The organism is Verrucomicrobiota bacterium (assembly GCA_016871535.1).
GTDB lineage: Bacteria > Verrucomicrobiota > Verrucomicrobiia > Limisphaerales > SIBE01 > VHCZ01.
On sequence record VHCZ01000044.1, the window covers coordinates 1 to 26,035 of the forward strand.

At 60.9% G+C, this 26,035-nt stretch carries 16 protein-coding genes; 3 read left to right on the plus strand and 13 right to left on the minus strand.

Translation table 11 applies throughout. From position 1 onward, the window contains the following. The 5 genes from FJ398_08245 to FJ398_08265 all read right to left on the minus strand — a co-directional run. Positions 1-352 (minus strand): hypothetical protein (locus FJ398_08245; GenBank protein MBM3837942.1); only part of this gene is annotated, 352 nt, incomplete at its 3' end. After that, complete coding sequence (locus FJ398_08250) at positions 315-734, minus strand: hypothetical protein (protein ID MBM3837943.1); 420 nt, start codon at positions 732-734, stop codon at positions 315-317. The genes FJ398_08250 and FJ398_08245, both read right to left, overlap by 38 nt. A gap of 215 nt (positions 735-949) precedes the next feature. After that, positions 950-2,650 (minus strand): VCBS repeat-containing protein, encoded by a 1,701-nt coding sequence (locus tag FJ398_08255; protein ID MBM3837944.1) that lies wholly within the window; start codon positions 2,648-2,650, stop codon positions 950-952. 290 nt (positions 2,651-2,940) lie between these two features. Beyond that, the gene (locus tag FJ398_08260; protein ID MBM3837945.1) at positions 2,941-3,246 is read right to left on the minus strand and encodes a hypothetical protein; all 306 of its coding nucleotides are present in this window, start codon (positions 3,244-3,246) and stop codon (positions 2,941-2,943) included. 191 nt (positions 3,247-3,437) lie between these two features. Then, on the minus strand, positions 3,438-6,011 hold the full coding sequence (locus FJ398_08265) for a tetratricopeptide repeat protein (GenBank protein ID MBM3837946.1): 2,574 nt from the start codon (positions 6,009-6,011) through the stop codon (positions 3,438-3,440). 194 nt (positions 6,012-6,205) lie between these two features. Here FJ398_08265 and FJ398_08270 point away from each other — a divergent pair, with 194 nt between their 5' ends. Continuing rightward, a complete protein-coding gene (locus FJ398_08270) occupies positions 6,206-10,477 on the plus strand; it encodes a hypothetical protein (protein ID MBM3837947.1) in 4,272 nt (1,423 codons plus the stop codon). A 313-nt stretch (positions 10,478-10,790) separates the two neighbouring features. On the opposite strand, the gene FJ398_08275 is transcribed toward FJ398_08270, so the two are convergent. Beyond that, complete coding sequence (locus tag FJ398_08275; GenBank protein MBM3837948.1) at positions 10,791-15,836, minus strand: c-type cytochrome; 5,046 nt, start codon at positions 15,834-15,836, stop codon at positions 10,791-10,793. A gap of 560 nt (positions 15,837-16,396) precedes the next feature. Between FJ398_08275 and FJ398_08280 the strand changes: the two genes are divergently transcribed. Together FJ398_08280 and FJ398_08285 are read left to right on the plus strand one after the other, a co-directional pair. Beyond that, positions 16,397-16,714, plus strand: a complete 318-nt coding sequence (locus FJ398_08280) for a hypothetical protein (GenBank protein ID MBM3837949.1) — start codon at positions 16,397-16,399, stop codon at positions 16,712-16,714. Between the two features lie 23 nt (positions 16,715-16,737). Further along, positions 16,738-17,370, plus strand: a complete 633-nt coding sequence (locus tag FJ398_08285; protein MBM3837950.1) for a nucleotidyl transferase AbiEii/AbiGii toxin family protein — start codon at positions 16,738-16,740, stop codon at positions 17,368-17,370. 157 nt (positions 17,371-17,527) lie between these two features. On the opposite strand, the gene FJ398_08290 is transcribed toward FJ398_08285, so the two are convergent. From FJ398_08290 to FJ398_08320, 7 genes are all read right to left on the minus strand, one after another. Then, on the minus strand, positions 17,528-17,920 hold the full coding sequence (locus FJ398_08290) for a hypothetical protein (GenBank protein ID MBM3837951.1): 393 nt from the start codon (positions 17,918-17,920) through the stop codon (positions 17,528-17,530). A 1-nt stretch (position 17,921) separates the two neighbouring features. Further along, positions 17,922-20,087 carry a hypothetical protein gene (locus FJ398_08295; protein MBM3837952.1) on the minus strand — a complete coding sequence of 722 codons (2,166 nt, stop codon included), beginning with the start codon at positions 20,085-20,087 and terminating at the stop codon, positions 17,922-17,924. After that, a complete protein-coding gene (locus FJ398_08300) occupies positions 20,039-20,836 on the minus strand; it encodes a type II secretion system protein (protein ID MBM3837953.1) in 798 nt (265 codons plus the stop codon). The genes FJ398_08295 and FJ398_08300 overlap by 49 nt, the downstream gene beginning before the upstream one ends. 384 nt (positions 20,837-21,220) lie before the next feature. Then, entirely contained in the window at positions 21,221-22,540 is a 1,320-nt protein-coding gene (locus tag FJ398_08305; protein ID MBM3837954.1) for an alpha/beta hydrolase, read from the minus strand. A 31-nt stretch (positions 22,541-22,571) separates the two neighbouring features. Next, positions 22,572-23,609 carry a hypothetical protein gene (locus FJ398_08310; GenBank protein MBM3837955.1) on the minus strand — a complete coding sequence of 346 codons (1,038 nt, stop codon included), beginning with the start codon at positions 23,607-23,609 and terminating at the stop codon, positions 22,572-22,574. Between the two features lie 55 nt (positions 23,610-23,664). Beyond that, entirely contained in the window at positions 23,665-24,951 is a 1,287-nt protein-coding gene (locus tag FJ398_08315; GenBank protein MBM3837956.1) for a hypothetical protein, read from the minus strand. Between the two features lie 330 nt (positions 24,952-25,281). After that, positions 25,282-25,980: a prepilin-type N-terminal cleavage/methylation domain-containing protein gene (locus FJ398_08320; protein MBM3837957.1), complete on the minus strand. Its 699-nt coding sequence runs from the start codon at positions 25,978-25,980 to the stop codon at positions 25,282-25,284. Positions 25,981-26,035 lie beyond the last annotated feature (55 nt).

Sequence of the window (26,035 nt, forward strand, 5' to 3'; positions counted from 1 at the left end):
GGAGACCGGGTTCATGGGCGCACTGCGCGCACAGGTTCGAGGAAGTCGCATTTTGCCATACGCGCATGAACCGAAAACCGTGCGGACCGCAGCCTTCAGGCTGCTTCCGCGCACTCTCCGGAGTCCAACGTTGAAGCGGCCTAAAGGCCACGGCCCGGAGGAACGGTCCAGGGGAAGCTGCCTTGGCCTCAGAACCATGCACTCGACCATTGAACCAATCAGCGGTAGGGCGAGTCCGTCCCGGCGAGCCGATCCACGTGCGTGGAACACGTCTGACTCGGCTCGCTGGGGACAGGCTCGCCCTACCGGCTGCTTCATGGGCAGCTTTCTTGGCCTCTAGGGCCATGCACATGGCCCTTGAACTGAAAACCGTGCGGACCGCAGCCTTCAGGCTGCTTCCGCGCACTCTCCGGAGTTGAGCGTTGAAGCGGCCTAAAGGCCACGGCCCGAAGGAACGGTTCATAGGAAGCTGCCTTGGTTTCAGAACCATGCACTCGTCCCTTGAACCGATCAGCGGTAGGGCGAGTCCGTCCCGGCGAGCCGATCAACGTGCGTGGAACACGTCTGACTCGGCTCGCTGAGGACAGGCTCGCCCTACCGGCTGCTTCATGGGCAGCTTTCTTGGCCTCAGGGCCATGCACATGGCCCTTGAACTGAAAACCGTGCGGACCGCAGCCTTCAGGCTGCTTCCACGCACTCTCCGGAGTCCAGCGCTGAAGCGGCCTAAAGGCCACGGTCCGGAGGAACGGTCCAGGGGAAGGACCGAGGAGCGGGGCGAGCCAACAAAGACGGCCCTCCTCTCCCGGTCCATCTCCTCCCTCCTGGCAAAGTGTATTCTATCCCACGGTCTGATCAGTAATTCAACAGCAGTGCCTCTCCGGGTTCTGCTCCTTCTCCCATTCGTGCTTTTCGTGTATTGCGTGGGCCCACCGCCGCTTGAAGATGCGGTTCAGCGAAGCTTGTTCCTCAGCACCAGAACGGACGGCCCAACTTTCTCCCAGAGGTCCAGCAACGACTTCGGCACCTCGCTCGGCCCATGGATGTAGGAGCCCAACACCAGGTCGATATCCCCGTCGCCGTCCAGATCGTCCGCGTCCATCGTCAGCCAGCGTCCCGTGAAGAATTGCGGAAACGTCGAAGGCGCAAACTTCAGTCCGCCCTGATTCTCCAGGTAAACGAAACTCTCCTGGGGCGAACGCTCGTAGTCCGGGAAGAACGAGATCGCTGCGATGTCCAGATCGCCGTCTCCGTCGAAATCGCGCGCGACCGCCTTGTACGCGCCGTTGATCGGGAAGAAGAAGCTCTCCTCGAACTTCAAGGCGCCTTTGTTGAGATAAATCCGGAGGCCATGGTAGCGCTTGAGCGGGGAAGCATACTCGCCGTTGTCCCCGTTCGTGGCCAAGACGTCGGGCCGGCCATCGCCATTGAAATCCGCCAGCTCGAAGTGGGAATGGCCATAGACCGGCGGCTTCTGAAACACGGGCTGCGGCGTGAAATTCCCTTTGCCATCGTTGAGCATCAGAAAAAGCGTTTCCAAATCCTGGGCCATCAACACGGCGATATCCGGCGCGCCGTCTCCGTTGAAGTCGCGGATCACGGGACGCAACGCGCCCGGCTTCGGGAGAATGACGTGTTCCTTGTACGCGTCCTTTCCATCGTTCTCAAACCACGACAGGCGGCCCGCGTTGTTCCCGAACATCGAGATCACGAAATCCTTTTTCCCGTCCCCGTTCAGGTCCGCGAACTCGACATGCGTGGGCCGGGGCAGTTCTTTCAGGATCACCTTCGGCGGTTTGAAACCGCCTTCCGCCTTTTCCAGAAACACAAATTCGCCTTTGGGATCCTCGGAGGGCAGGAAATGTCCAATCAGCGTGACATAAAGGCCGCGCTCCGTTTCCGCGACGGAGACGGGGACGTTGCCGAGGCTGATCGACTGCAACAGGCCTCCATCGGCGTCGAGGAGGTCGAGCGATTTGGTTTCCGCGTCGCCCATGTAGATTCGGTGCGTCTTGGCGTGAATGACGACCATCGAAGTCGAAGGATTGGCCCGTTTGAATCGGGGGCGCTCCGGCGCGAAGAGTTTCAGCCGGGTTTGGATTTGCGGCCGGGGTCCCTGGGGCAAAGCGGTCTCCGGCGCCGCCGACAGATAATAGGCTTCGATCAATTTCCACTCGGCTTCGGAAAGCAGCGGCGCCGTCGGAAAGACCCCTGAAGCCCGGAGCAATTTCGCTTCCCGATGTCGATCGATCAATTCGGGAGCCAGGCCCATGCGGATTCTCATGCGCGGCAAAGTCCCCTCGCGCCACGTCTTTTTATCGAGCAAATCCGGCTCCGGGAAAAGGTGGCAGGAAGCGCAGAAAATCCGGGCCAGGCCGGGGCCGTCGGTCGCCTTGGCCACAAGCGCCGGGTTGATTTTGGGAGCCGCCGAACTCGATTCAACGGGGGCACTCGGTTGAACGAGGGCACTGGAGCCAGCGCAACACAACAGGAACGTGAGGAGCGCCAGGCCGTACGGATTCGCCCCCTCTAAACCAGTTTCTTTGACCACGGATTTCGCGGATTTCGCGGATAACGAAACGGTCCTATCCGTGGGATCCGTGGGATCCGTGGTTGAACTCTGCCTTCTGTGCAAGCGCGGATTCTGTGTCATCTTGGAATGGTCAGGGAAGGTAACTGCAAATGTGCCCTATGAACATCAAATCTTGGCCGCAAGTATGTCTCAGGAGAGTGGGGAGCACACGCGCCTCGCGTGTTCCGACCGGCGCCCCCGCCGGTCGGATTGTCGAAGAAGCCATCTTCTCAAACAACTCATTGTCCAGAGAGAGGACTGGCGTCGGCGGGGGCGCCGACCCAGCACGCGAGGGCGCGTGCGGGCCCCAATCTTGTTTAATAAAAAAGAGGCCGGACTTGCGCCCGGCCTCTTGGAGTATGGCCCGAATCTCAGTTTTTGATTCGGCCGAAAAGCGCCGCTGCCGTTGGGTTGAACGTGTACGGGCTCGCCGCTCCGGGCACGTCTTGCCACGGACCGGTCACCGCGGGCGCGGCTTGCAGCGTCCCGCCTCCGGTCCATTCGAGGGTGAGGCTGCCGTTGGCGTTCTTGGTGAACTTGGTAAACTTGGCCTGAGCCGGTGCGGCGGTAATGTTGCCGGCCCAGCGCACGGCGGCGTCGAACAGCTTGAGACCGTCCGCGTCACCGGCACGGTCGGTTTCGTCGAAATTATCCTGGAGAGCGGACTCCCAGTTCACAATCCCGACCGTTGAGTTGCGGAACTTGTCGCCGACCTCGCCGGAGGATCCCGATGCGGGCCCGGGACCTTTCGAGAATTAAATTTGCGCCGGCTGCTGGTTGCGATCCATTTGCCCCTGCGTTTGCGATGGCTCTCGCGAGCGCCTCAGTCAATGACAGAGCTTTGCCGCGCTATGATCTTTGCGGCTAATTAATCGCCGTTTCCAGATTTCGGACGCGGCGCGGCGTTGGTGAGGGACTGGATGGTTTGGAGGAATTGTTTCGCCTGTCGATTGGCCGGTTGGAGGCGCAGCGTTTCCTGAAAGTGGACCGCCGCTTCGCGTAGCCGCGCTTGTTTGGCCAGGGCCACCCCGAGATTCAAGTGCGCCAGGGCAAAGTCTGGCCGCAGCCGAACTGCCTCGGCGAATTGCGCCTGCGCTTCGGGAAGCCGCTCCTGCGTCGCCAATTCGACGCCGAGCAGATAGCGCGCTTCCCAAAAATCGTTTTTCAGGCGCACGACCTGACGCAGACTTTCCATCGCATCCGTGCTGCGGCCAACCGCCGCGAGCGCATTGGCCAACTTGAAGTGAGCGAGCGCGTCTTGCGGTTGCGACTGCACGAGCCGGTTGAATTCCCCCAGGACAGTTTCCGGCTGCGCGCGGGCGGCATCGGAGTAATGCTGCAGGGCGGACATTCGGTCGCCCTGCTGCGCCTGGAGGTCCCCGAGACGCAGATGAGCCACGTGAGAATTCGGTTGCAGCCGCAGAGCTTCGGTGAAATGCCCAATCGCCCGGCTCGAATCGCCTAGCTTTTCCAAGGCGAGCGCGAGATTCAGGTGAGCTTCCCAAAGTCCGGGCCGAAGGCGAATCGCCGCCATAAACGAACCGACGGATTCCGCCCTTCGTTCCTGGCTCAGGGCAATCATGCCCAGGCCGAAGTGCGCCTCCCCATAGTCCGGGTTCACTTTCAAGGCTTGCTGAAAGTATTGCGCGGCTTCGGTGATCTTGCCCTGCGCGCGCCGAACGGCACCGGCATTGTAGTAGCCGGACGGATCGTGCGGCCAAAGTTCGATAACCCGCTGGAATTGCCCCAGCGCGGCCTCGAAATCGCCGCGCGCGTGCAGGAGTTTTGCGAAATTCTCGCGCAACATCACGTCGTCCGGCATGCGCGTGAGAGCTTCCTTGAAAACCTCCACCGCTGCACCAAGCGCTGCGGGTTCCGCGCCCGGACGCAGTTCGCGCAGCTTTTCCAGGGACCGCTGGCGGCGCGCGGCGTAATTGAGTTGATTGGTGAAGGGAGCCGAGGACAGCCGCCGCAACATGGTTTCGTGCATCGCGTATCGGCTCCAGGCAGTGAGCGCGAGCCGCTGCGCGCAAAGTTCTGCCGAGGCCCACGATCCTTTGTCGTTCCGGGAGATTCCCGACGGCAAAGCGCGAAGCGTCCCCTGAGCCAGTGCCCGCGCCAAGTGATAATTGCCTTCAAACGTCAGATGCACGTGATCGAAGAAGAATTCGTCACCCGGAATCCCGTCGGCGCTCGCCTGAGCGAGCGTCTCCATCGCGTCCAACCAATAAACTCCGGCATCTTCGCGGCTGGCAGCGAGCTGCTTGGTGAGGGCGTTAAGGCGAGTGTCCGCGCGGAAACGCAGCGTGTCCAAATCGCGCGCCCGGTCGAATCGGCGCCGGGCTTCCACCTGATTCGTCAAGGCGGCATGGCATCGTGCCAGGCGAAACTGCAATTCCGCGAATCCGGCATCGATCCACTCGGCGGCCCCGTAGGCCGAGATTGCTTTGGCGAATTGCCCTGAGTTTTCCAGCGCGGCGGCATCGCTGTAAGCCCGGTCCCATTCGGAAATCTGGCTCTCGTTCAGATGAGGACTGTGGAGCGACGCCAGCGGGGCGCAATCTTTGAGGTTGCTGGCCACCGAGCTGACGATGACTCTCGCGCCGCTGCGGATGCCAATTTGAACAATGTCCTCCAAGTTCCGGCGGAAATGATCATAGACCCGGCTGAGGCGCGCGTCGTCTTGACGGATTTGTTGTTCGAGGAACATTTCCATGCCTGCCCAGGATTGAGTTTGTGACGAGGCGCCGAAAAGACGCTCCACCGTTTGATCCGCCCATTGGCCGAGCTGGAGCCTCTTGAGGGCCAGGCTGGCTCGGATCACTGGCAAAGGAGGCGCCTGCGCGCTGAAGATCGTTCCGGCGCCGAAGGGTCCCATGACTTCGTTGTTGCCCATGTACACGATCCAGAGATCACCTTGTTGACCGGCGCATTCGCGGGCGATCGGAAGGATGACATGGGAGTTGATGGCGGTGAACGCGACGTTGACGACCTCGAATCGCGCGCCGGGGAACCGTTCGCGCAAGAGCACTTCCAGGATACGGCTGAAGCCAAACGCCGGTTCCGGGTCTCCCATGGCGGCCGATTCACCGAAGACAAAAATGCGGAACGTGCCGGCAGGCTTCTCCGCATTGATGCTCAGCGGAAGCGGGCGCCGAGCCAGTTGGCGGGGAAAAAATCTCCAGCCGAATTTTTCATTGGCAATCCGAACTTCCTGGCCGCCCGTGGTGCGGGGGAGGAGAAAGCGGGTCGGATATCCGGACCCTGCGAGGCGTAGCGCGACTTCAATTCCCGCCAGACAAAGCAAAGGCAGAGCAACCATTGCGATCAGGGCAAACACCCAGCGGCGTTTGACGGCTGGCGCGGCGGCAGCAGGCGGGGTGGGGGAACCGGACGCCTCTGAAGCAGGAGTCTGTTGCTTGCGCTGCCGATTTCGTTTCAAGGCAATTCTTTTAGCAAACGGCCTCCATGCTGAGAACCACGAAACCCTTCGCCTGGGGAAAAGGTTTGTGTGGTTCTACAAAAGGAAACGAAGAGAACAAAGACCCCGTTGGCTTCGTTACCTCCCGTGCCTCCTGGGATTTGGACGCTTTGGTTTTTGCTTCGACTGAGTCGGAGAGATAGAATGCGTCCGGCATGCAGCAACGCTTCGGCACGATTCTCTCGGTCGTTCTCGGGTTTTTCATGGTTTTCAGCGGCTGTGTCCTGGGCCTCGAAAGTCACCCTCCGCCCGAACCTGAGTCAACCACGGATTACACGGATCGCACGGATAAGGGAGCTTCTAAATCTGTGAAATCCGTGAAATCCGTGGTGCGAGAATCTGTTCGAGAGTTCAATGCGGGGAGTTTAGCAATAGGGAATTCTCCCCTCGAACCTCCCCCTCACCCTGTCCCTCTCCCCCTTGCGGCGGGAGAGGGTGTCCGCAAGACGAGTGAGGGGCAAAATCGCGCGCAGTGGGAGCAAGGCCAGAGCTTCCGAAGCAAAGCACTCGTTGTTCCCCCAAACGGCCAGGCTGGCTTCACGCTCCTGTCGTCAAACCTTACCGGCATCGCGTTCGGCAATTTCGTGCCTGAAGCCCGGCATCTCACGAATCAAATCCTTCTCAACGGCTCCGGGGTCGCCGCCGGGGACGTCGATGGCGACGGCTGGTGCGATCTGTATTTCTGCGGATTGAACGCGCCCAATCGCCTCTACCGCAATCTGGGCCACTGGAAATTCGAGGACATCACCGAGGCCGCGGGAGTTGCTTGCACCGGATTGGATTCAACGGGCGCAACCTTCGCGGATCTGGACGGCGACGGCGATCTCGACTTGATCGTGAACTCGATCGGGCGCGGCACGCGAATATTCTTCAACGACGGCAAGGCGATTTTTGCCGAACGCACCGTGTTAAATCCCGGCAAAGGCGGAATGACCACGGCCATAGCCGACACCGACGGCGACGGATTTCTGGACCTGTACATCGCCAATTACCGCACCAATGCTCTCATGGACATGCCCAACGCCCGGGCCACGTTCAAAGTGATCGATGGCAGAACGGTCGTGGAGCGCGTCGATGGCCGGCTCACCACCGAACCGGAATTGACGAACCGATTTGTCGTTACCGCTTCGGGACGGATTCTGGAAATGGGCCAACCGGATGCGTTCTATCGAAATCTCAGCGGCACGAACTTCGGCGCAATTTCCTTTACTGATGGCACGTTTATGGAGGAAGACGGCCAACCGTTGAAGGAAACGCCTCGGGATTGGGGACTGGCCGCGATGTTTCGCGATCTCAACGGCGACGGCTGGCCCGACCTTTACGTCTGCAACGATTTCGATTCGCTCGACCGCGTCTGGATCAATCAGGGGAAGAATTCCCCAAAGCCTTCACACCCTGAACCCCGGAACGGCCCCCTCACCCGTCCTGCGGACACCCTCTCCCCCTCCGAGGGGGAGAGGGATGGGGTGAGGGGGCAGGTTCCTTGGGAGGGTCGGTTTCGCGCGATTCCTCGCCTGGCGCTGCGCAAGGCCAGTCTGTTTTCCATGGGCGTTGATTTTGCCGACCTCAACCGCGACGGGTTTGATGACTTTCTCGTGCTCGACATGTTGAGCCGGGATCATCGGCTGCGCATGACCCAGATGCTGGACGACAATCCGTCCGCGCCGCGAATCGGCGAGATCGAGAACCGTCCGCAATACGGGCTGAACACCCTCTTTTTGAGCCGGGGCGACGGCACTTACGCCGAGATTGGGCAGTTCAGCGGGCTGGAAGCTTCGGAGTGGTCCTGGACGCCGATCTTCCTCGATGTCGATCTCGACGGATGGGAGGACGTGCTGATTTCCAACGGCCAGGAACGCGCGGCGCGTGATCTCGACGTGGCGGATGAATTGAAATCCCTGCGCGCGAAACGAAGAATGTCGGACGCCGAACTCTTCCAGGCGCGCCGCAAATTCCCCCGCCTCAGCACGCCGAATCTCGCCTTCCGCAATCGCGGCGATCTGACGTTCGAAGAAACCGGCCGTGCGTGGGGCTTCGACCTCGCCGGCATTTCGCACGGAATGGCGCTGGCGGATCTGGACAATGACGGCGACCTGGATGTTGCCGTGAATAATTTCAATGCCCTGGCCAGTGTCTATCGAAACAATTCTTCGGCGCCTCGGATCGCCGTGCGTTTGAAAGGCCGCGCGCCCAACACGCGGGGGATTGGCGCCCGGATCAAAGTGCTGGACGGCGCCGTGCCAGAGCAATCCCAGGAAATGATCTGCGGCGGGCGTTACCTGTCTTCCGACGAACCGCTGCGGGTCTTTGCCGCCGGCTCGCTGACGAACGAACTGACGATCGAAGTGAACTGGCGCAGCGGGCTTCGGAGTCTGGTCCGCGGAGCCAAAGCGAATCGCGTGTATGAAATCCAGGAAGCTGAGTCGGTCCCCCTCACCCGTCCTGCCGACACCCTCTCCCCCTCGGAGGGGGAGAGGGCAGGGGTGAGGGGGCCCGTTCGTCGGGAGGGAATGGGTGAGACGGAACGCCTGACACACAGGAGCGCCGGAGCGTCCGTGCGTCAGAGCGTTGAGCCGTCCACGAACAACCCTCGGACGCTCGGACGCTCGGACGCTCCAGCGCTCCAACGCTCTGACGCTCCCACACTCTTCGAGGAAGTGAGCCATTTGCTGAATCACACCCACAGGGATCAACCGTTCGACGATTTCAGCCGCCAGCCGTTGCTCCCGAATCGGCTCAGCCAATTGGGGCCGGGAGTCGCCTGGTTCGATATCGATGCGGATGGTTGGGACGACTTGATTGTGGGCAGTGGCAAAGGCGGGACGCTGGCGGTTTATCGCAACCAGAGCAACGGGGGATTCTCCAAGGTCGAGGGCCCTCCAGCCCTGCCGGCCACGCGAGATCAGACAACAGTGCTGGGGTGGAACAAGGCGCCGGGACAAAGAGTGCTTCTCGCCGGATCCGCGAATTACGAGGACGGCCTTGCGATTGGCGCGTGCGTCCGGCAATTCGATCTGGCCGCCAGGCGCGCCGAGGATCTCATCGCCGGACGCGAAGCCAGCACCGGACCGCTGGCCCTGGCGGATTACGACGGGGACGGGGATCTGGATTTGTTCGTCGGCGGGCGCGTGCTTCCCGGGAAATATCCGGAAGCGGCATCCTCAGCGCTCTACCGGAATGCTGGCGGGAAATTCGCGCCGGACACGGAAAACTCGAAGTTGTTGGTCGCAGTCGGGCTGGTCAGCGGCGCGGTGTTCAGCGATCTCACCGGAGACGGTTATCCGGAACTGATTCTGGCCTGCGATTGGGGGCCCATCCGGATTTTCTGGAATCAAACGGGGCGCCTGGCGCCCTGGAATTGGCCCGTGACTTTGCCCCAGGGAAATTCCACGCTTCACGCTCCACGCTCCACGCTCCACGATTTGACAGGCTGGTGGAACGGCGTCACCGCCGGCGATTTTGACGAAGACGGCAAGATGGACCTCGTCGCCTCGAATTGGGGACGCAACACGAGGTATCAGAGCCATCGCGCGCAACCTTTGCGCGTTTACTTCGGAGACTTCGACCGCGACGGAACCGAGGACATTATCGAGGCCTACTACGAGCCGGCGCTGAAGAAGGTCGTGCCGGAACGGCAGTTCGTGGCACTCGGACGCGTCATGCCGTTTCTACGCGAGCGGTTCGCTTCGAACAAAGCCTATGCCGGCGCGGGTGTTGAGGAACTTTTGGGCGACCGACTGCCCGGCGCGAAGTTCTGGGAGGCGGTCTGGCTGGAGTCCACCGTCTTCCTGAACCGCGGCGACCGCTGGGAGGCGCGAGCTTTGCCGGTGGAAGCGCAGTTTGCGCCCGCGTTCGGCCTGGCGGTTGCCGATGGGGATGGCGACGGTCATGAAGACCTTTTCTTGAGCCAAAATCTTTTCGGCGCGCAGATCGAAACCCCGCGCTACGACGGCGGACGCGGGCTGTGGTTGAGAGGCGACGGACGCGGCGGATTTGCGGCCCTGGCCGGGCAGGAGAGCGGCGTGATGATTTACGGCGAACAGCGCGGATGCGCCCTCGCGGATTTTGACCGCGATGGAAGGATCGATCTCGCGGTGGCGCAGAACGGCGCCGCCACAAAACTATTCCGCAATCGCGGCGGCCGGCCGGGCTGGCGCATCCGATTGAAGGGTCCGGAGGACAATCCGGACGGCGTTGGCGCCTGCCTCCGGCTTATCACGGGAACCACCTATGGCGCGGCGCGTGAGATTCACTCCGGGAGCGGTTACTGGTCGCAGGACAGTTCCGTGCAAGTCATGGCGTCTGCGCAATCGGCGACGCGTCTGTGGATTCGTTGGCCGGGTGGGAAGGAGACGACCGTCGATCTGCCGAAAAACGCGCGGGAAGTCAGCGTTGATCTCGCGGGGCGCATCACGAACGTGCCTTGAGAACACGGCCGATGAACCCACCCCTTCCCCTCCCAGGAGGGGAACTCCGTCCGGCGTTGCGGAGTTCAGTTCCCCACCTGGGAGAGAATTCCCCGAAGTGCCTGGCACATGGAATCGCTGAACGGATTTCTTAACCACGGATTACGCTGCTGTGCTTTGTGATCTCTGCGTTCTTTGCCTATTTCACCGACCGCTATCCCGGATTTGACTTGGAGGACCCCGATTGGCCGAAGTTGCGTGAGCAATTGCGACTGATCGAGGGGATTCTCCAGACCGTTAAGTCGCGCCTGCATTGGAGTTTTTGGATCAGGCGTCACTCCTTCCTCGCCGCCCACTTCACCGCATTGCGCAGAATGGCCTGATAGGCCGGGTGTTCGTGGGCCGCGCCGTCGTGGCCCAGCGTGCAACAGACGATGCGCGCCTTGGGATGGCTCACGATCCACACCACGGGGTACGTTTTGCCGGAGACCGAATTCTTGCCCGTGGCCAGCACCTGGATCGACGGCCCTTCCGCGTCTTTCTGGAAGTGATACAGCTCGTCGGAAATCTGGAAAGTCGCGGGCACGCTCGCCATGATCGGATGGCCGGGTTCATCCACGGTGACTTCAAACTCGCCGAACTTGTCGTGGCTGCGGGTGCCGCCGCTGACCAAAGCGCGGTTGTATTCCGGCCAGTCGCGCCAGTTGTACCAATTCGCCGCGTGAACGAGCAGAAGCCCCCGGCCGGAATCCGCGAACCCGAAGATCCCGTTCCGGAGCGCTTTGTTCGTCATCGGTTGGTTGTTGCTCAGGTAAAGCACTCGAAGCTGATTCAGCGCGGGGAGGATGGTGTTGACGTCCTCGGTGTAATTCACCTCTACGCCGTCGATCCCCTTCAACGTGGCGACGTCCGCTTCGTTGAACCAGCGCAGGAAATTGTGGGCGCTGCCGCCGCCCACGATCAACACTTTTGCCCCGCCGCTCGGCAGGACGCGGGGCGAGCTTTGTTCGCTCGTAGAAGCCACGGTATCCCGCCGACTCACGTCGGCGGCTGCGAGTTCGGCGGTGATCGCGGCAAATGTTGGCGCCACCGCGTTGTCGTAGCTTTCCAGAGTGATTCGGTCAATGACCGCCTGTCGTTTCAACGGCTTGCTGAACCAGCGCACCTGCCCGTATTTGACCAAACCAAGGGCCTCTTGCGATCCGGGCACGTCATGCTTGCCGTTGTAATCCGCAATTTCCTGACCATTCCGCAGAATGATCTCCTCGCGCTCCTGATCCGCGTAAAGAACGGTGACCTTGGCCACCGGCACGTTTTCGTTTTTGTTGTCGCCGCAACACGGCCAGGCCCAGCCGCCGACGCCGCCGAGGAAATGCAGTTTGCTCGCCGCCACGCCGGCTTTGATTTCGACGCGCTGATTCAGCGTTTTGGCGAACCCGCGGCCGCCCTTGAGCACGACGACGTTGTTGCCGCTTCCGCTCTTGGTAGGGCTGACGACCTCGAACGGCACATCCGCCACGCGCACCAAACCAAAGCGCGTGAAGCGCAAGGATTCATTGACCGCGTCCTCGCTCCCGTAAATCCCGCGCGAACTGTTGGCCGTGAAGGCGCCGCCGAGGTCGAGGACGCGATACTTGCCTTCCCCGGCGCGAATGTAGGCCAGCAAATCTTGCAGTCCGGCCGCGCCCAACGACTCGAAGCCGTCCGGCATCAGCGACAGGCCCGTGGAACGCTGGCTGCGGATGTTCTCGCGCTTGAGGTCCAGTTCGCCCTGGGCGTTGCGCAACACGACGCTGGCCTGATTCTCGCGCGCGACAATCCCGTCGAACACCTGGCCGTCTTTGGTTTCGACGCTGTGCGCGACGAAATTCGGCTCCACGACGCGATTGGGATCGAGGACGTGCGTGAGCAATTCCGCCGGGCCGTGCGCGCCCATGCCGGTCAGGTCCGGCGCGAGGTCGCTGCCCTGGCCGTTGAACTTGTGGCAGGTCGCGCAATTCTGCGTGAAAAGCTGCCGGCCGTTCTCGGCGTTGCCCGGCCTTTGCACTTCCGGAAGCAATTTCGCAATCAGCGTGTCCTTTTCCTTGATCTCCGGACCGCGGATTTCATCGATGACCTCGCCGGCGCGCAGAGCGACTTCCTTGTTGCTGTGCGCGCGCAGCCGGTGCACGGCAGCCGGGCCGAGGGTCGTGAGCGAAATCTTTTCCTCTTGGATAGCCCGAACCAGCGCCTGCGACCAGTCGGCGCGTTTGATCAATTGATTGAAAGCGAGCGATTGCAGTTCCGCCGACAATTTCGGAAACGCCGCGACCATCGGCGCGCCCATCGCCGCGTCCGGCGTGTTGCCCAGGGCTTCGATCACTTGGCGCTGCAGGGTGGCTGAACTGCCCGATCCCAGAATCTGCGCCACGTTCCCCACCACCTCCGGATTCAATTGTCGCACGCCGAGCAAACTGCCGGCGACGCGAGCGCGCTCGGAATCCGAAAGTCTGCTGTCGTTGACTTTGTCCGCCATTTTTTGAATGAGCGGTTTCAAGTTGGCGGTCATCCCGCCTTTCTTGTCCCAACGCACGACCAGCGGCAGAACCGCTCCAACCACGATGTCCGACGCCGAGGTCAGAGAAGTCTGAAAAGCTTTCTGCAATTCCGGTGTCCACGCGGGCGCGATTTCCGGCTTGAGCGCCGCGGCCAGTCTCTCAAACGCAGTTCGCTTGAGAGCGTCCGCAGCGGCGGGACCGCTCAAAACCGAAAGAGTCATCCGAAAAGCCAAAGCGGCGTCCTGTTTGCCGCCGACCTGCTCGCTCACGGCGGCAACGAATGAATCCAGCGCGGAGGCCGACTTCGCTGCCAAAGCAGCCTCCACGAACAGCAGCGGCGCTTTGGCGCCGACACCCACGGCCACGGACTCCGACCAGGCGTCCTTCAGATCGGGATAGACCGAGACGATCGCGTTCGCGATTTCCTTGTCCGGCGGCAGCGATCCCAGCGCGACCAACGCTTGCAGCCGCGCGCGCGCAGCGGTGTCCTTGACGCGGCTGAGAATCGACTTCCTCAGGTCCGGACCGAGAAGCCGCGGATTTTCTCCGGCGATACGAAGGGCATTTTTTCGCACGGCGGCGTCCGAATCTGCGATGGCCGCCTCGAGAACGTCGGGCGAAATGCGCCCCAGGTTCTGCAAAATCCACAGCGCATGAATCCGCGCCGAGGCTGGCTTGTCTGATTCCGCCAGTTGTTGAAGCGGACGAACCACATCCGGATTCTGCATCTCCGCGAGCAGCCGATGGGCCGTCGTGCGCACAAAGCCATTGGGGTGTTCCAACGCTTTGACCAGGCCGGCGAGGCTGTGGCGGGTGAGCTTCGGTGCGTCGAGTTTCTTGGCTTCCTTGTGCTGGAGGCGCCAGATGCGGGCAAAGTGATGATCGCGGTCCGGCCGCACGGCCGCGTTGCCCGCGCCGTGTTTGGGGCCGCGCGTGTCATTGTGGATGACCGCCTGATTGTAGAAATCGACGATGTAAAGCGCGCCGTCCGGACCGACACGCGTGTGGATGGGCCGGAACCAGAGGTCCGTGCCGGCGATGAATTCCTCTTCCGCGCGATCCTTCGTTGCGAGGTAAGTCGCGCCGCTCGGTTTGATCAAGTCGAGGTGGACGATGTTGATGGTCGGCTCCGAAAGAAAATGCGCGCCGTCGTATTGCGCCGGCCACGCGCCCCCGGTGTAAATCGTGGAGCCTGCCGCCGCCGTGAATCCGCCCACCACGTCGATCTGCACGTAAGCCTGTTTCTTGTGCGTCATCGTGGGGAACGATTTCGTGTGGTCTTGCATCGGCTTGAAACTCGCGGTGGAACCCACCTTGCCTCGGGCCAGAATGTTCTCGGGCACGACGACGTGATTCAAGTGATCGCCGCTGGTAGCCTGCGTGAAAAACAGTTCGCCATCCGCCGCGAAATCCAATCCCCATGTGTTCCCGCCCTTCGATGAGACCTGCTCGAACGCGCTGCCGTCCGGTTTGAAGCGAACCACTCCTGAAGTGACGATTCCGAAATCTCTCGTCCCGTCCGGAGATTTCGGATGGCCCGCGCTGTAGCCGAGCGTCGCGTAAACCCAACCGTCCATGCCCCAGCGGAGGTTGCTGATGACCGCGTGCGTGTCGAAATCGCCCATGCCGGTGTAAAGCGTGACCTTCTTATCGGCTTGCCCGTCGCCGTTGGTGTCGCGCAGCCAGTAAATGTCCGGCGCTTGCGTGACGATGACGCCGTCATGGTAAAGCACGAGGCTGGTCACCAACTCCAGGCCTTCATAGAAGACGGTTTTCTTGTCCATCACACCGTCGCCATCCGAATCTTCGAGGACGGAGATGCGATCGCGCGCGGGCCTGTTTTCCAGTTCGCCCTGGAACAACTGCGGATTCGTTTCCCGCCAAAGCGCGACCATGTTGTCGTTTTTGTTGATGCGCCGGCCGTTGGGGTATTCGGGCGTTTCCGCAACCCAGAGACGTCCACGCTCGTCCCAGTCCAGAGACATGACTTTTTCGATGAGCGGCTCGGAGGCGATGAGGCTGATGTTGAACTCGGAAGGGGCGTTGATTTTGGCCGCGGCCTTTTCCGGCGCGGTCGGGCCGCCTTCGGGATACTTGAGACTGGCGAATTCCTCTTTGTTCACGAGAAGGTCGGCGTCGCGTTTGCCGGCCCAGGCGATGCCGCGCAGCAGAATCGCCCGGAAATGCGGCAGATTGAACGACGAGTATTCGTGGCCCTGGATGCAGACGAAGGCGCGATAGTTGTCCTTCTCATAAACCCACATCTGCGGCGCGAGATCGAAGACGGAGTGAAAAGAGGATGCGAGGATTTTCGCGCCCGGCACCATGTGCAGGTCGTAATAAATCTCGTCCTTGAACTCGAAGTTGGAAAGGCCGCGCGTGATCGGATGCTCCTTGTCCAGGAAGTAAATTCCGACGTCGCCTTCATACCACTTGGAATGCCGGTGTTCCCACGCGCCGCCGGCGACCGTTTTGAACCAGTGCGGATCCGTGCCGCAAATCGCGTCGTGGATCACGACCAGGCCGCCGCCGCGTTTGAGGAATTTGTCGAGGTAACCGCGTTGGTCCGGTTTGATGGTCGCTGCCTCGGCCGCGAACATCGCGAGGACGTCGGTAGCGGCGAGCTGGCTTTCGGTGGGGAAATCCATCGCGCCGTCGGCCTTCGCGCCGCGCTCGGCGAGCAGCTTGGTCCAATCCTTGAGGAAGCGCGGATGATCGTGCTGGCCCGGCCCGTGCGTCTTGACCCCGGCGCGGATGAAAACGCGGAGGGGAGGATCGCTTGGGGCGGCCGAAACGGGGAGGGAGGAAGCCAGGAAAACGAGCCAGAGCAGAGGTTGTTTCATAAGCGTGTGTTGCGAGGCGTCAGGATAATCGCCGCCGTTGCGTTGCCAACCTTATTTGGCTGCCAGGAGGAACGAATTGGACGCATTGACTTGAGCGTTGCAGGCCGACACGTTCCTGCCCATGACGCTTGAGTTGAGTGATCTCGATACGCTTACTGCTTGGTCCGCGGGATGGACGACAAAGCGCGTAGCGCAGAGTTGCACTCTGCCGTATCGCAGAATTGTATTCTGCGGGGCGTCTCCCAGTCCGAGCACGCTGGGACTTGCCGGCGCCCTGCCGATTGGAAGATTTACCGCGTAGTTGTCCTGCTGCAGAAGGACGAACCCAGCATGGAACGCGCGGCAGAGATTTGGGGGACGAGAGAGTTGCCAGCCTCTACTCGACCCACGCGGCGGACACGATTTCCCCGGCTTCCGCTACGAAGTCATTCGGCAGTGTCGCGAGTACTTGCGGAAGAACCGGACTGGAGTTCCTTCACAGCGAGCTTCCCAAATCCACACAAGACTTACCGTGGAATAGGGAGCTTGCTTGCGTTAGTTGAACCGAGGAAAATCCTGCCATGATGACGCTGAGCACGGCCGAGCAGCAGAGGAGCCTCCATCAGACGGAGGCGTTGCTGGGAATCGCCCGCCGTCTCCTCTGGTGGTTGCCGCCGGAGGAAGGCCTTGCGCAGCGCGCCTTGTTTATCGCACAAGTGATGACTCTGGGGACATGGGACGATGTCGAGATCGTGCGTGATGCCCTGGGCGAACCTGCTTTGCGAAGCACGTTGAAAGAACCGCCACCTGGAGTGTTTGATCTGCCTTCCTGGCATTATTGGCACCGCCGGTTTGGCCTGGAACCGGCCCCCTCTTTGCCCAAACGCCGACTGCCTTGAATCGCTTCAAACCATGCCTGGACATTCTGCCTCCGGCGCAGAGGCGGCTGTGGACCGAATTGGAAACGGTTCCACCGCATTTTGTGCTCTATGGCGGAACTGCAATCGCACTCCGTTTGGGGCATCGCCAATCGATCGATCTGGATTTTTTCTCGACGGAGCCTTTCGATCCCGCACAACTCTTTCAAAACATCGCGCTGTTGCGCGGCGCGCGGCGACTGCAATCCCGCCTCAACACGTTGACAGTTGAAATCGATCGCGGCGGCCTGGTAGAGGTGTCCTTCTTTGGCGGGTTGTCGTTGGGGCGGGTCGGCGATCTGGAAATGGCGGAAGGGCACACCGTGCCAATCGCCTCTTTGCTGGATTTGGCCGGACTCAAAGCGGCCGTCGTCTTGGAGCGCGCCATGAGTAAAGACTACCTGGACATGGCGGCGCTCCTGAAATCGGGCATTTCATTGCCGCGGGCTCTGGGAGCAGCCCGCGCGCTCTATGGCGAGCAGTTCAATCCCATGATCACGCTCAAGGCGCTGAGCTACTTCGCCGACGGCGATTTACCGAAGTTGCCGGACGACGTGAAAGGTTTCCTGAGCGAGCAAGCCAGCCAGGTGCGCGCCATTCCCGCCGTCCCGCGATTGTCGGATCGAATTGGCCCATGATTCTGGATGATTCTTGACCGAAGCAACTGATTTCGACTTGCAAACGGGAGGCTGCCGCGAAGAATGCCGGCATGATCGGCACGATGGCCAAACGCAGTCCAACCCGGCCGCGGCGGAAAGACCGGGATTCCGTCCCTACCACGCTAAACACGTACTACTACGGCCCGGCCTTGCTCAATTCCGCCAGGATGAACTTCCGCCGGTTTTCGAGCTGGCCAAGGAAGGATTGGATGTGGCGCTGGAAGCGAGCGAGAGCCTCTTGTGGATTCTCGCCGTTGGCCTGGGCGCGAACCGGGATCTCTTTCGCCAGACGCTGCTCGAGGCCGCGGATGACCGGGCCGAATTTTTCTTCCGTGAAAATCGTCGCGCAGATTTCGCGCAACCGGGCGAGGAATCGTTTCCGAAATTCTGGATTGGCCAACAAGGGCCCGGAGAAGTGACCAGGAGGCCGCCACCAGCTTGTGCCCCCGCCAAACGGGCCGCCGCCGCCGAACAAGCCGCGGAATCCTTGCGCCAGCCGATCCCCGCCCATCCCGAAGGTTAACGGCATGTCATACCAATCGTAGCGTTGGGAAGCGCCGTCGTAGTCGCCCCAGGTCCCAGGTTTTGTCTTCGTCCCACGGATACATCTCCCACTTTTTCGTGCCGTTGACGTCGTGGTAAGTGAAGTAATTGTTGAAGAAGCCGTCCCAGTTCGAGATGCACATATTGACCGCGAAGTAATTGATCACTTCCTCGACGGTGAAATTCTCGCGGATGAACTCCCATTGCTCGGTGCCGCGCGTCCGGTTCAAGCCGTTGATCAACTGCGCCAAATCCGTGTGGCCGCCGGCCGGATTGGTTTTCTTCTCGTGCTGGCCGACGACGCCTTGCCCATACCAGAGCAGCTTGTAAAGGTTGCCGGTGTCATCCCGGCTGTTCCGCGCGAGGAACGATTTGTTTGGCTGCTCGACCAGCAATTGATATCCGGCCAGGCGGCCATCTCGCCAAATCCGAATATGCTCGCTCATGGGCGCCGGGACCCCCGGGCGGCGATACAACTCATACGCGAGGTGCTCGGCCAATACCCACCGCGGGGCGCCCTCAAAGAGGAGATTCGCAACTGTGATCCCGTTCAGCGGCTGATCCTTCAAAAACCGAATCTTGAAGCCTCCGTGCCGGGGGGTGACGCGCACGTGATCGAAGACCTGCGGCGGCGCAGCCCCGGGCGGGATATAAACGAACGCGGCATTGCCTTGGGTCGGCGCCGAAGCGACCGCCCGCCCCCGCGGTCCCCCGTAGATGGATGATCCCGGCCTTTCCGGCGGCCCGGCGCTAATCACGAAACCGAACGGAATGTGCGCGTCGTTGGCGACTGCCGGCACGTAATAGGAATAGGCCGGGCGCGGTTCGTTCTCCGAAGGTTGAACCCGCTCGGTTCCGGTCGCGTCTGCGGCCTTGATCCGGAAACGAACCAGAACTCCGGCGGGCTGTCCTTCGAGAACGGCGGAGTACGTCCCATTTTTCTCATCGCCGGAGGCGCGAGTCATGGCGACCGTGCGTTCGGCCATGGCGTTCCGAGGAGCAACGGTGCGATAGGCCAGGGTCAGGGATTGAACGCCGTCCGCATCCGCGGCCGATGCGGTAACGGTGACGCTTTGTCCGGGAGCAGGAACCTTCGGCATGAATTCCACGCGCGTGACACGAGGCGGAAGGTTCGCCGAAAAACTGTCGTTCTTTTTCCCGGGTGTCCCGGCCGGGCGTTTGGTCGGCGGCAAACGAGAGGGGGCCCAGTTCTCTGGCGCGTCTCCGGGCGAAGCCGGAGAGATGCGTTCGAGCGAGGATGAGTAACCATCCGCCCCGATCGGCCAATCGTCGCGATCCGAATAGCGGACGGCATCGACCAATTTCTTCTGGGCGTTCGCGAGTTCGATGCGGTCGCCACGGTGGCTGAGTTTTCCGGAAAAGTTTCCGAGCGCGGAGACCTCCTTGCCATAGTGCGCCGAGAAATCAGCCAGGCTCCGGCAAATGACGAGGAACGCGCCGGGATCCATCCGCGTGTCTTGAGGAAAAGCGTATTTGATCCTTCGGGTGAACGACCAGTTGGACAGGTCCACCGTCGAAGCGCCGCGATTGAAGAGTTCGACATACTGGAGGCTCTCCAGTTCGTTCGGCGGGTTATACATGATTTCGTTGATGACGATATCGGCGGCGGCGGCGTAAAGCCGGGGTGCGAGAAGGCTGAGAATAAGAACCTGCTGGAACGACCATGAACTGCTCCCTGGTAGGGCGGTGCTGCTGCGCCGCCGTATCGACAGGAAACCGGCTGCGCGGCAACGCAGCCCTACCTGGCTCATAAGAACGCACCACGATTCTTTGATTGCGCACTGGGACCATGAACGAAAGGAAGCGAGCTTCGGCGCGCCAGCGTTTCGGAATGCGGAAGTCCTCGGCCGCTTTTGGACTTGCCCGACGAATCGAAAGCGCCCGGGGACTGGCGCAGTCCAAAACCTGGCGGAACCACGACCGTTCATGGGTAGCTTCCTTGGTCTCGGGACTATGCCCACCGCCCATGAACCGAACGCTGCGCGGGCCGCAGCCTTCAGGCTGCTTCCGGGCGCACTTTGGAGTTGAGTGTTGAAGCGGCCTAAAGGCCACGGTCCGAACAGACGGTTCATGGTCAGGTTGCTCATGGCAGTTTCGCGGTGGCGTTTCGCCATTCTTCGGTGACGGCCCATAGATTGACCGGTTTGAGCGAATGGCCGTAGCGAAGGAACCGGATGCTTCCATCTGCGAAAGCGAAATTCGATCCGCCTGATTCCGGGCCGCCTCCGCCGTGCCGGCCTTGCTCCACTTGCTCAATGTCGTTGCCCCGGCCCTGGCTGAAATCCATGTGGACGTGCCGGGACGTGGATTTCTTCTCGCCGAATGTGATGGTCTCGGCGGGATTGGGAATGCAGGCCGATTTCATGCCGTGCGGCCAGCTCCAGTTGGTGAACGCCTGGTAATCTTCGGCCGCCAGGGTCGATTGAAAGTAATCGTTCCAGCCATTAATGATGTAACTGCGGTCCTGGCCAAAACGGTCGCTGGGGCACTTCAGAACTGCCGGCTCCACGTAGTAAGGTTTGAGCGTGCTGACCCAATGCGTGGGTTCGCGGCGGCGCAGGGGAAACTCGCCATTGTGTTCGTCCCCGTACATCGTGAGCGACAATTCGAGTTGCCGGAGATGGTTGAGGCACTTGACCGCATTGGCCTTTTGCTTGGCCCGGACCAACGAGGGCATCAACATCCCGGCCAGAATCCCGATGATCCCGATGACCACCAGAAGCTCAATCAGCGTGAAGCCGCGCGGATTGACGAGAATTCGACGCGGCCAGGTGGCCAATCGAATTGGCGTGACCGGCAAACCTTGAGCGCAGGGGAAAGTGTGCGCCACCTTTCCCCTCACCCTGCCCTCTCCCCAAGGAGAGGGCGCCCAATTCACCATCCGCGACTTTGCTTGGCGTGGCGGCTTTCTCCCACACGACAGTAAGTGCTCCCTCTCTCCGAACGTCCCCCGCTCCCGTCCTGCGGACACCCTCTCGCCCTCCGAGGGGGAGAGGGAACGGGAGAGGGGGACGTTCAGGAGGACAAGGGGCGAAGTTCTGCTTGGGAGACTTCTCTCCCAAAGCGGGAGGGAAGGGGTGAGGGGAAAGGTGAAGCAGGTTTGGACTGTTTCACGAAAACTCCCCGACACCCGTTCACTCCGGGGAGAAGATTCCCAGCATAAGGCAGGGCCACGCATATCGATCTAATAGACATTACCCCGCCGAAAACGTTTTGTTACAAGAGATCGTTCCGGGGCAGGCAGGATGCCGGCAGGATGCCTGTCCTACTTCTCACGCTCGCCTGTTGCTTTGAGCCATTTTTCAAACCATTCCATCGCGGCTTGGAGCGAATCCGGGTTGACCTTGTGCGCGGTCTGCTTCTGGATGCGAAGCACAAATTTCTCTTCCGCGCCTTGCGCGGCATACGCCTTCCGCGTGGCCGCCGCGCATTCTTCCACGCCCGGCAAGGGCGTTCGCGGATCGATTTCGCCATTGATCACCAGGAGCGGTCGCGGCGCAATCAAGGGCAACATGGCCGGGCCGTCGAACGGCCCGTAAATCCCGGGAACAACGCGGTCGTAGAATTTGCGGACGATCTCGGCATCCGGCAATTCCAGTCCCGCTTCTTGGGCGGCGGCGTTCACGGCTGGTTGAATCGTTTCCATGCGTGATTTCCAGGCGTCGTGTTCGAGCGCCCAACGGAACGATTGAACGCCGATACAAGGAACGGCCACGGCAATGCGCGGTTCGACGGCGGCAGCCAGGTAGGTCTCCATGCCGCCTTTGGAGAATCCGATGACGCCAATGCGCCCGGCATCTACGTCGTCACGGGTCTCCAGGTAATCGATCAGCCGGAGGATATCCCAGACCGTGTCATACAGAAACGGATGTTCCTGTCCCGTTTGGTACGCCCGTAGAATAGCCTCGTGATAAGCCGCTGCTCCCTTGCCTTGTTGGGTGCGCTCGCCGTGATAGCGGCCATCGATGGCGACACCGATAAATCCTTTGCTCACGGCATTGGTCAGGAAGGCGACCTGGCTCTCCTTGGCGCCGCCGGTGCCGTGCAGGGAAATGATGACCGGGCGCCGACCGCGGGAAGCTCCCTTGATCAAAATGCCGGGAACCCGTTGCTGCGCGTCGGCGGCGTAAGTGAAATGGAATCGGAGAAGTCCGTTCGTCTGAGGCAACTCGGAGATCTTCGGAGCCAAAGGCACCTTGGGCCGCTCGATGAGTTTCAGAAAGGTGGCGCGAGTGGAGGCGTCACCGGCAAAAGTGTCCGCGCTGAAGGACAAGAGCAGCCACGCCAGGCATACGGTTCCGGAGCGCAAAGAACGTTGCGCCGACTCGATTGCAGACGCAAGCCAGCCGAGAGTTCTCCAAGGTTTTTTGATCCAGCCAGCCGACCTATGCAATCGTCGCGGGTGGGGCGATGCTGCCGCGCCGCCGCATCGACAGAAAACCGTGCGGACTGCAGCCTTTACGCGGCTTCGGCGCACTCTCTGCAGGCGAGCGTTGAACCGGCCTAAAGGCCACGGTCCGAAGAAACGGTTCCTGGGAAGTTTCCCAACGCGCGCCGTCACCTTTGCTTCGTGTCGTGAATTCATTTCTTGTTTCGCTCTTGCGCTCAACGCCGGGTTACTTCTGCGGCTTCACCAACTTCCAGCCCTGCTCACTGACTTCGATCCCGGTGTGGCCGGCATGTTGATCGTACACTTGCTCCATCTCCTCGATCGAATCGAAGTAGCCGACGATGAAAGCGGCGCTGAACGACTCGCCCGCCTTGATCGGCTTGCCTCCGAACTCCTCGATCATGCACACGTAGCCGCGTTGGTGGCACCAGGCTTCATAGACCGCGGTAGGGTCCAGAGTCATTCCCGCCAGCCACGGGCCTTCGCGGCCCGTCTGTGGATCGCGCAAGCGATAGGCGCGAATGAAACGTTTGGGCGAAGGGTTCGAGCCGCGAAGGTAGTGGAACTTTTCGTCGGGAGGAAAGTCCCGGAGGAACTGATTCGAGGAAATCTTCCCGTAGTAACTCAAAAAAACTTCGCTGAACGCGTCACCCTGCTTGTGTTTGATGTGGCCGGGCATGTCGATGCGCAGAAACATAGCCTCGCTCGCGTTGACGCTGCTGATCTTGTCGCTGGAAATGAAGTAGCGTTGGCCCTGGGGAAACACCAGCACCTGGCTCCATTCGGAACCGGTCCTTTTGCCCGGGGCGGCGATCAGGTATTTGAAATTCATCGCCACAGCCACGAAATCTTTCCCCCGGATGACCCGCGGCGAAAGCTCCCGCGCTTTGGTGCAGATTTGCGGCCCCTCGAGCGAGCGTTTGGGCCGCTGGCCGTGATAGGCATTGTTGAATTCGTACTTCAAATCGCCTTGGAGCTGGTCCCGATACGACTCGTCACTGCCGGGTTCCATGATCCAATCGACGATGTCCAGGCCAAAGCCCGCGTCCTTGAAACCGGTTTTCTTGTCGAGAAAAGTCCCGCCCGCAACGCCGGTCACATAGCCTTTCTTGCGGACGACGGCTTCGAGCGTGGACGACGCGATCTTGATCTGGTCGTCGTTTTCGGAAACTTGAAACTCCGCCGCGCGCGCTTCCGGCAGAGCATGGTTCAAGGTCAGAAGAACGATCACCGCGGGCCAAAGGTATGGGACCAGGTTCATCATACTCCTGCCTACTCGACAGCACGCCGGGACGCAACCCTGAAGCGAATTCCGAGGTTCAGTTGGCCGGCCGGCGCAAGAAATCGATCTTACGGATAAAGCCCGCGTCGTTCTCCGTGATGAGAATATTGCCCTGCCGGTCCATCGTGACGGCGCGGACTTCGCTGACTTTCAGTCCAGGCGTCTTGAAATCTTCGTCATCGCCGGCGTGCGCGTTGCGAGCGCCGTCCAGGAACAAGTGAATGATGCCCCGGGTGTCCACGTACCAAATCTGGCAGCCTTCGTGTGTGGCCAGGAAATAGCCGCTGTTCGGCAAGAGCCAGATGCCGCGCACGCCGTGCAACGCGGTTTCTTTCGCCAAAGCCCCGTCGCCGCCGCCGGTCGTCTCGCCGTTGCCCGCGATCACGGTTTTTTTTCCGTCGTTGGAGATGCGATAGACGCGGTTGTCCGCGCGGTCCGTCACGACCACGCGTCCGGTGAAATCGACGGTCAGGTTTCCCAGTTCTTTGAAACCGTCCTCGAAAGTCTTCACGCCGCCGCCCGGCGTCCAGCGCTTCACCGAAGTCCCCGCCGCCACGTAAGCGAGCGTCTCGTCGTCGCTGACCCAAAGACCGCGCCCTGCTTGAATTCCCCCTTTGACGTCAAACAGCGTGGACATCACGCCGTTGGTATCGACCTTCCGGACTTTGTCGTTGTCCGTATCGAGAATGTAAAGGGTCCCGTCGCCTCGCACCCACAAACCATTCGGTGACGCGAGATGGCGCCGCGTCGCAAGCCCCGGAGCATTGCCGTCGTCGCCCGGTTCGTTCATCCCGGCCACGGTGAAAATCCGGCCCGCGGGAGTCACTTTGCGGATGGCGTGTGAGTCTTTGTCCGCGATATAGACGTTCCCGGCGTCGTCCGCCAGGGCCATGTGGGGCCGGGAAAGTTCTGCTTCTGTAGCCGGGCCTCCCTCGAAGCGTGCTTCCCAGGCATTGAAGCCGTCCTCGCCGATTTCACCCTTGCCCCCAATCGTTCGCAGCGTGGAGTAGGAAGCGCGAAGATTGGTGTAGCCTGCGGGCGTGCCCGAAATGTCCAAAGACAACAGGCGATAGAATGCCGAACTTCCCGAAGGAACCACCGTCAGGAAGCCAAACGGATTCGTGGCGAAAACATTTTTCACGGGCTGCCACGGCCCTGCGGCCGAAGAAGCTACTTCCACCGTGCAAACTCCGGGAACCAGCGCGTTGGCCCAGGTCAACGTGCCGTCCCGATCCAGCGAGAGAAGCCGGAAATCTGCCGCTTGGCCGAACCACGGCAAACAGAATATCGCGACAACGCAAAGGCAAGCTCTCAGTCTTTTCATCCGATGAAAGGCGTTCAAACGCGGCGAAAAAATGCACGCTGGCTTCCGGAAAATCCAGTCGGAAGAACCCGCTTCGGTGATCTGCTCCGCGGCCTCCGCGGAAAAGGACGATTCAGCCGGTGCAGCGCAGGTGTTTAACCCCGGCGCAGGTAGGTGTGTGCGTCCTCCCGGGGGACCGCACGCGCCCCGCGTGCTGAGGTGGGCGCCCTCGCCGACCTCAGTCTTCCGTCAGAAGAAGCGATTGCTTGATATGATGGCTTCTCCGACGACCGACCGGCGAGGGCGCCGGTCGGGACGCGCGAGGGCGCGTGTGCTCCCCAACTCGAACACTCAAGAGGAACCGGGCGGGACGAATTGGATGCGTCCGGGATTCCGCGTCGCCTCCTGCAGAAACGATTTGATCTTCATTGGCTCAACGCGCCCATCGATCACGCCCACGTGAGTGCCGCCATTGTGCTGCGAAGTGGCGCCCTCGTAGGGAAAAGCTGCTCCGTCATTGAAGTCTCCGGGTTTTGTTTCATCTGCTTGCCAGAAAATAATGGCATCTGGCCGGATGTTCACCGCCTTGAGCGTGCGCGTCCGAAGCGGCGTCTTGTCGTAGGCCAGCAGCGCGGCGTTCATGATGAAGCTCGAATACTTCTGCGGGCGGGCTTTGAACTCGGCGGTGTTCGTTTTGTCGATCGGACAGCGGAACGTCTTGTACGCGCTCGCGTATTTCCAGAGCTGTCCGGTTTGCAGGTTCGTCTCGCCTTTCTCCCAGGGCGGAGTGCAGAGCCAGCCGCTCACCTTCGGATCATTTCCATAATTCGGCACGGGCAGCCAGTCTTCGGCGTCGCCGGCATACAGGAGAGTCGCGAGCATCAACTGCTTCTCATTGTTGAGGCATTGGATCTGATTCGCTTTGGCCTTGGATTTCGCCAGGGCGGGCAACAGCATTCCAGCCAGGATGGCAATGATGGCAATTACGACCAGCAGTTCGATCAGGGTGAAAGCGTTGGAGCGATGGGGGAGAGGACAGGCAGTTTTCATAGCGACATTAGCGGTTGTTGAACCGGCCTTAACAACTCTAATCCAAGACGTGCGC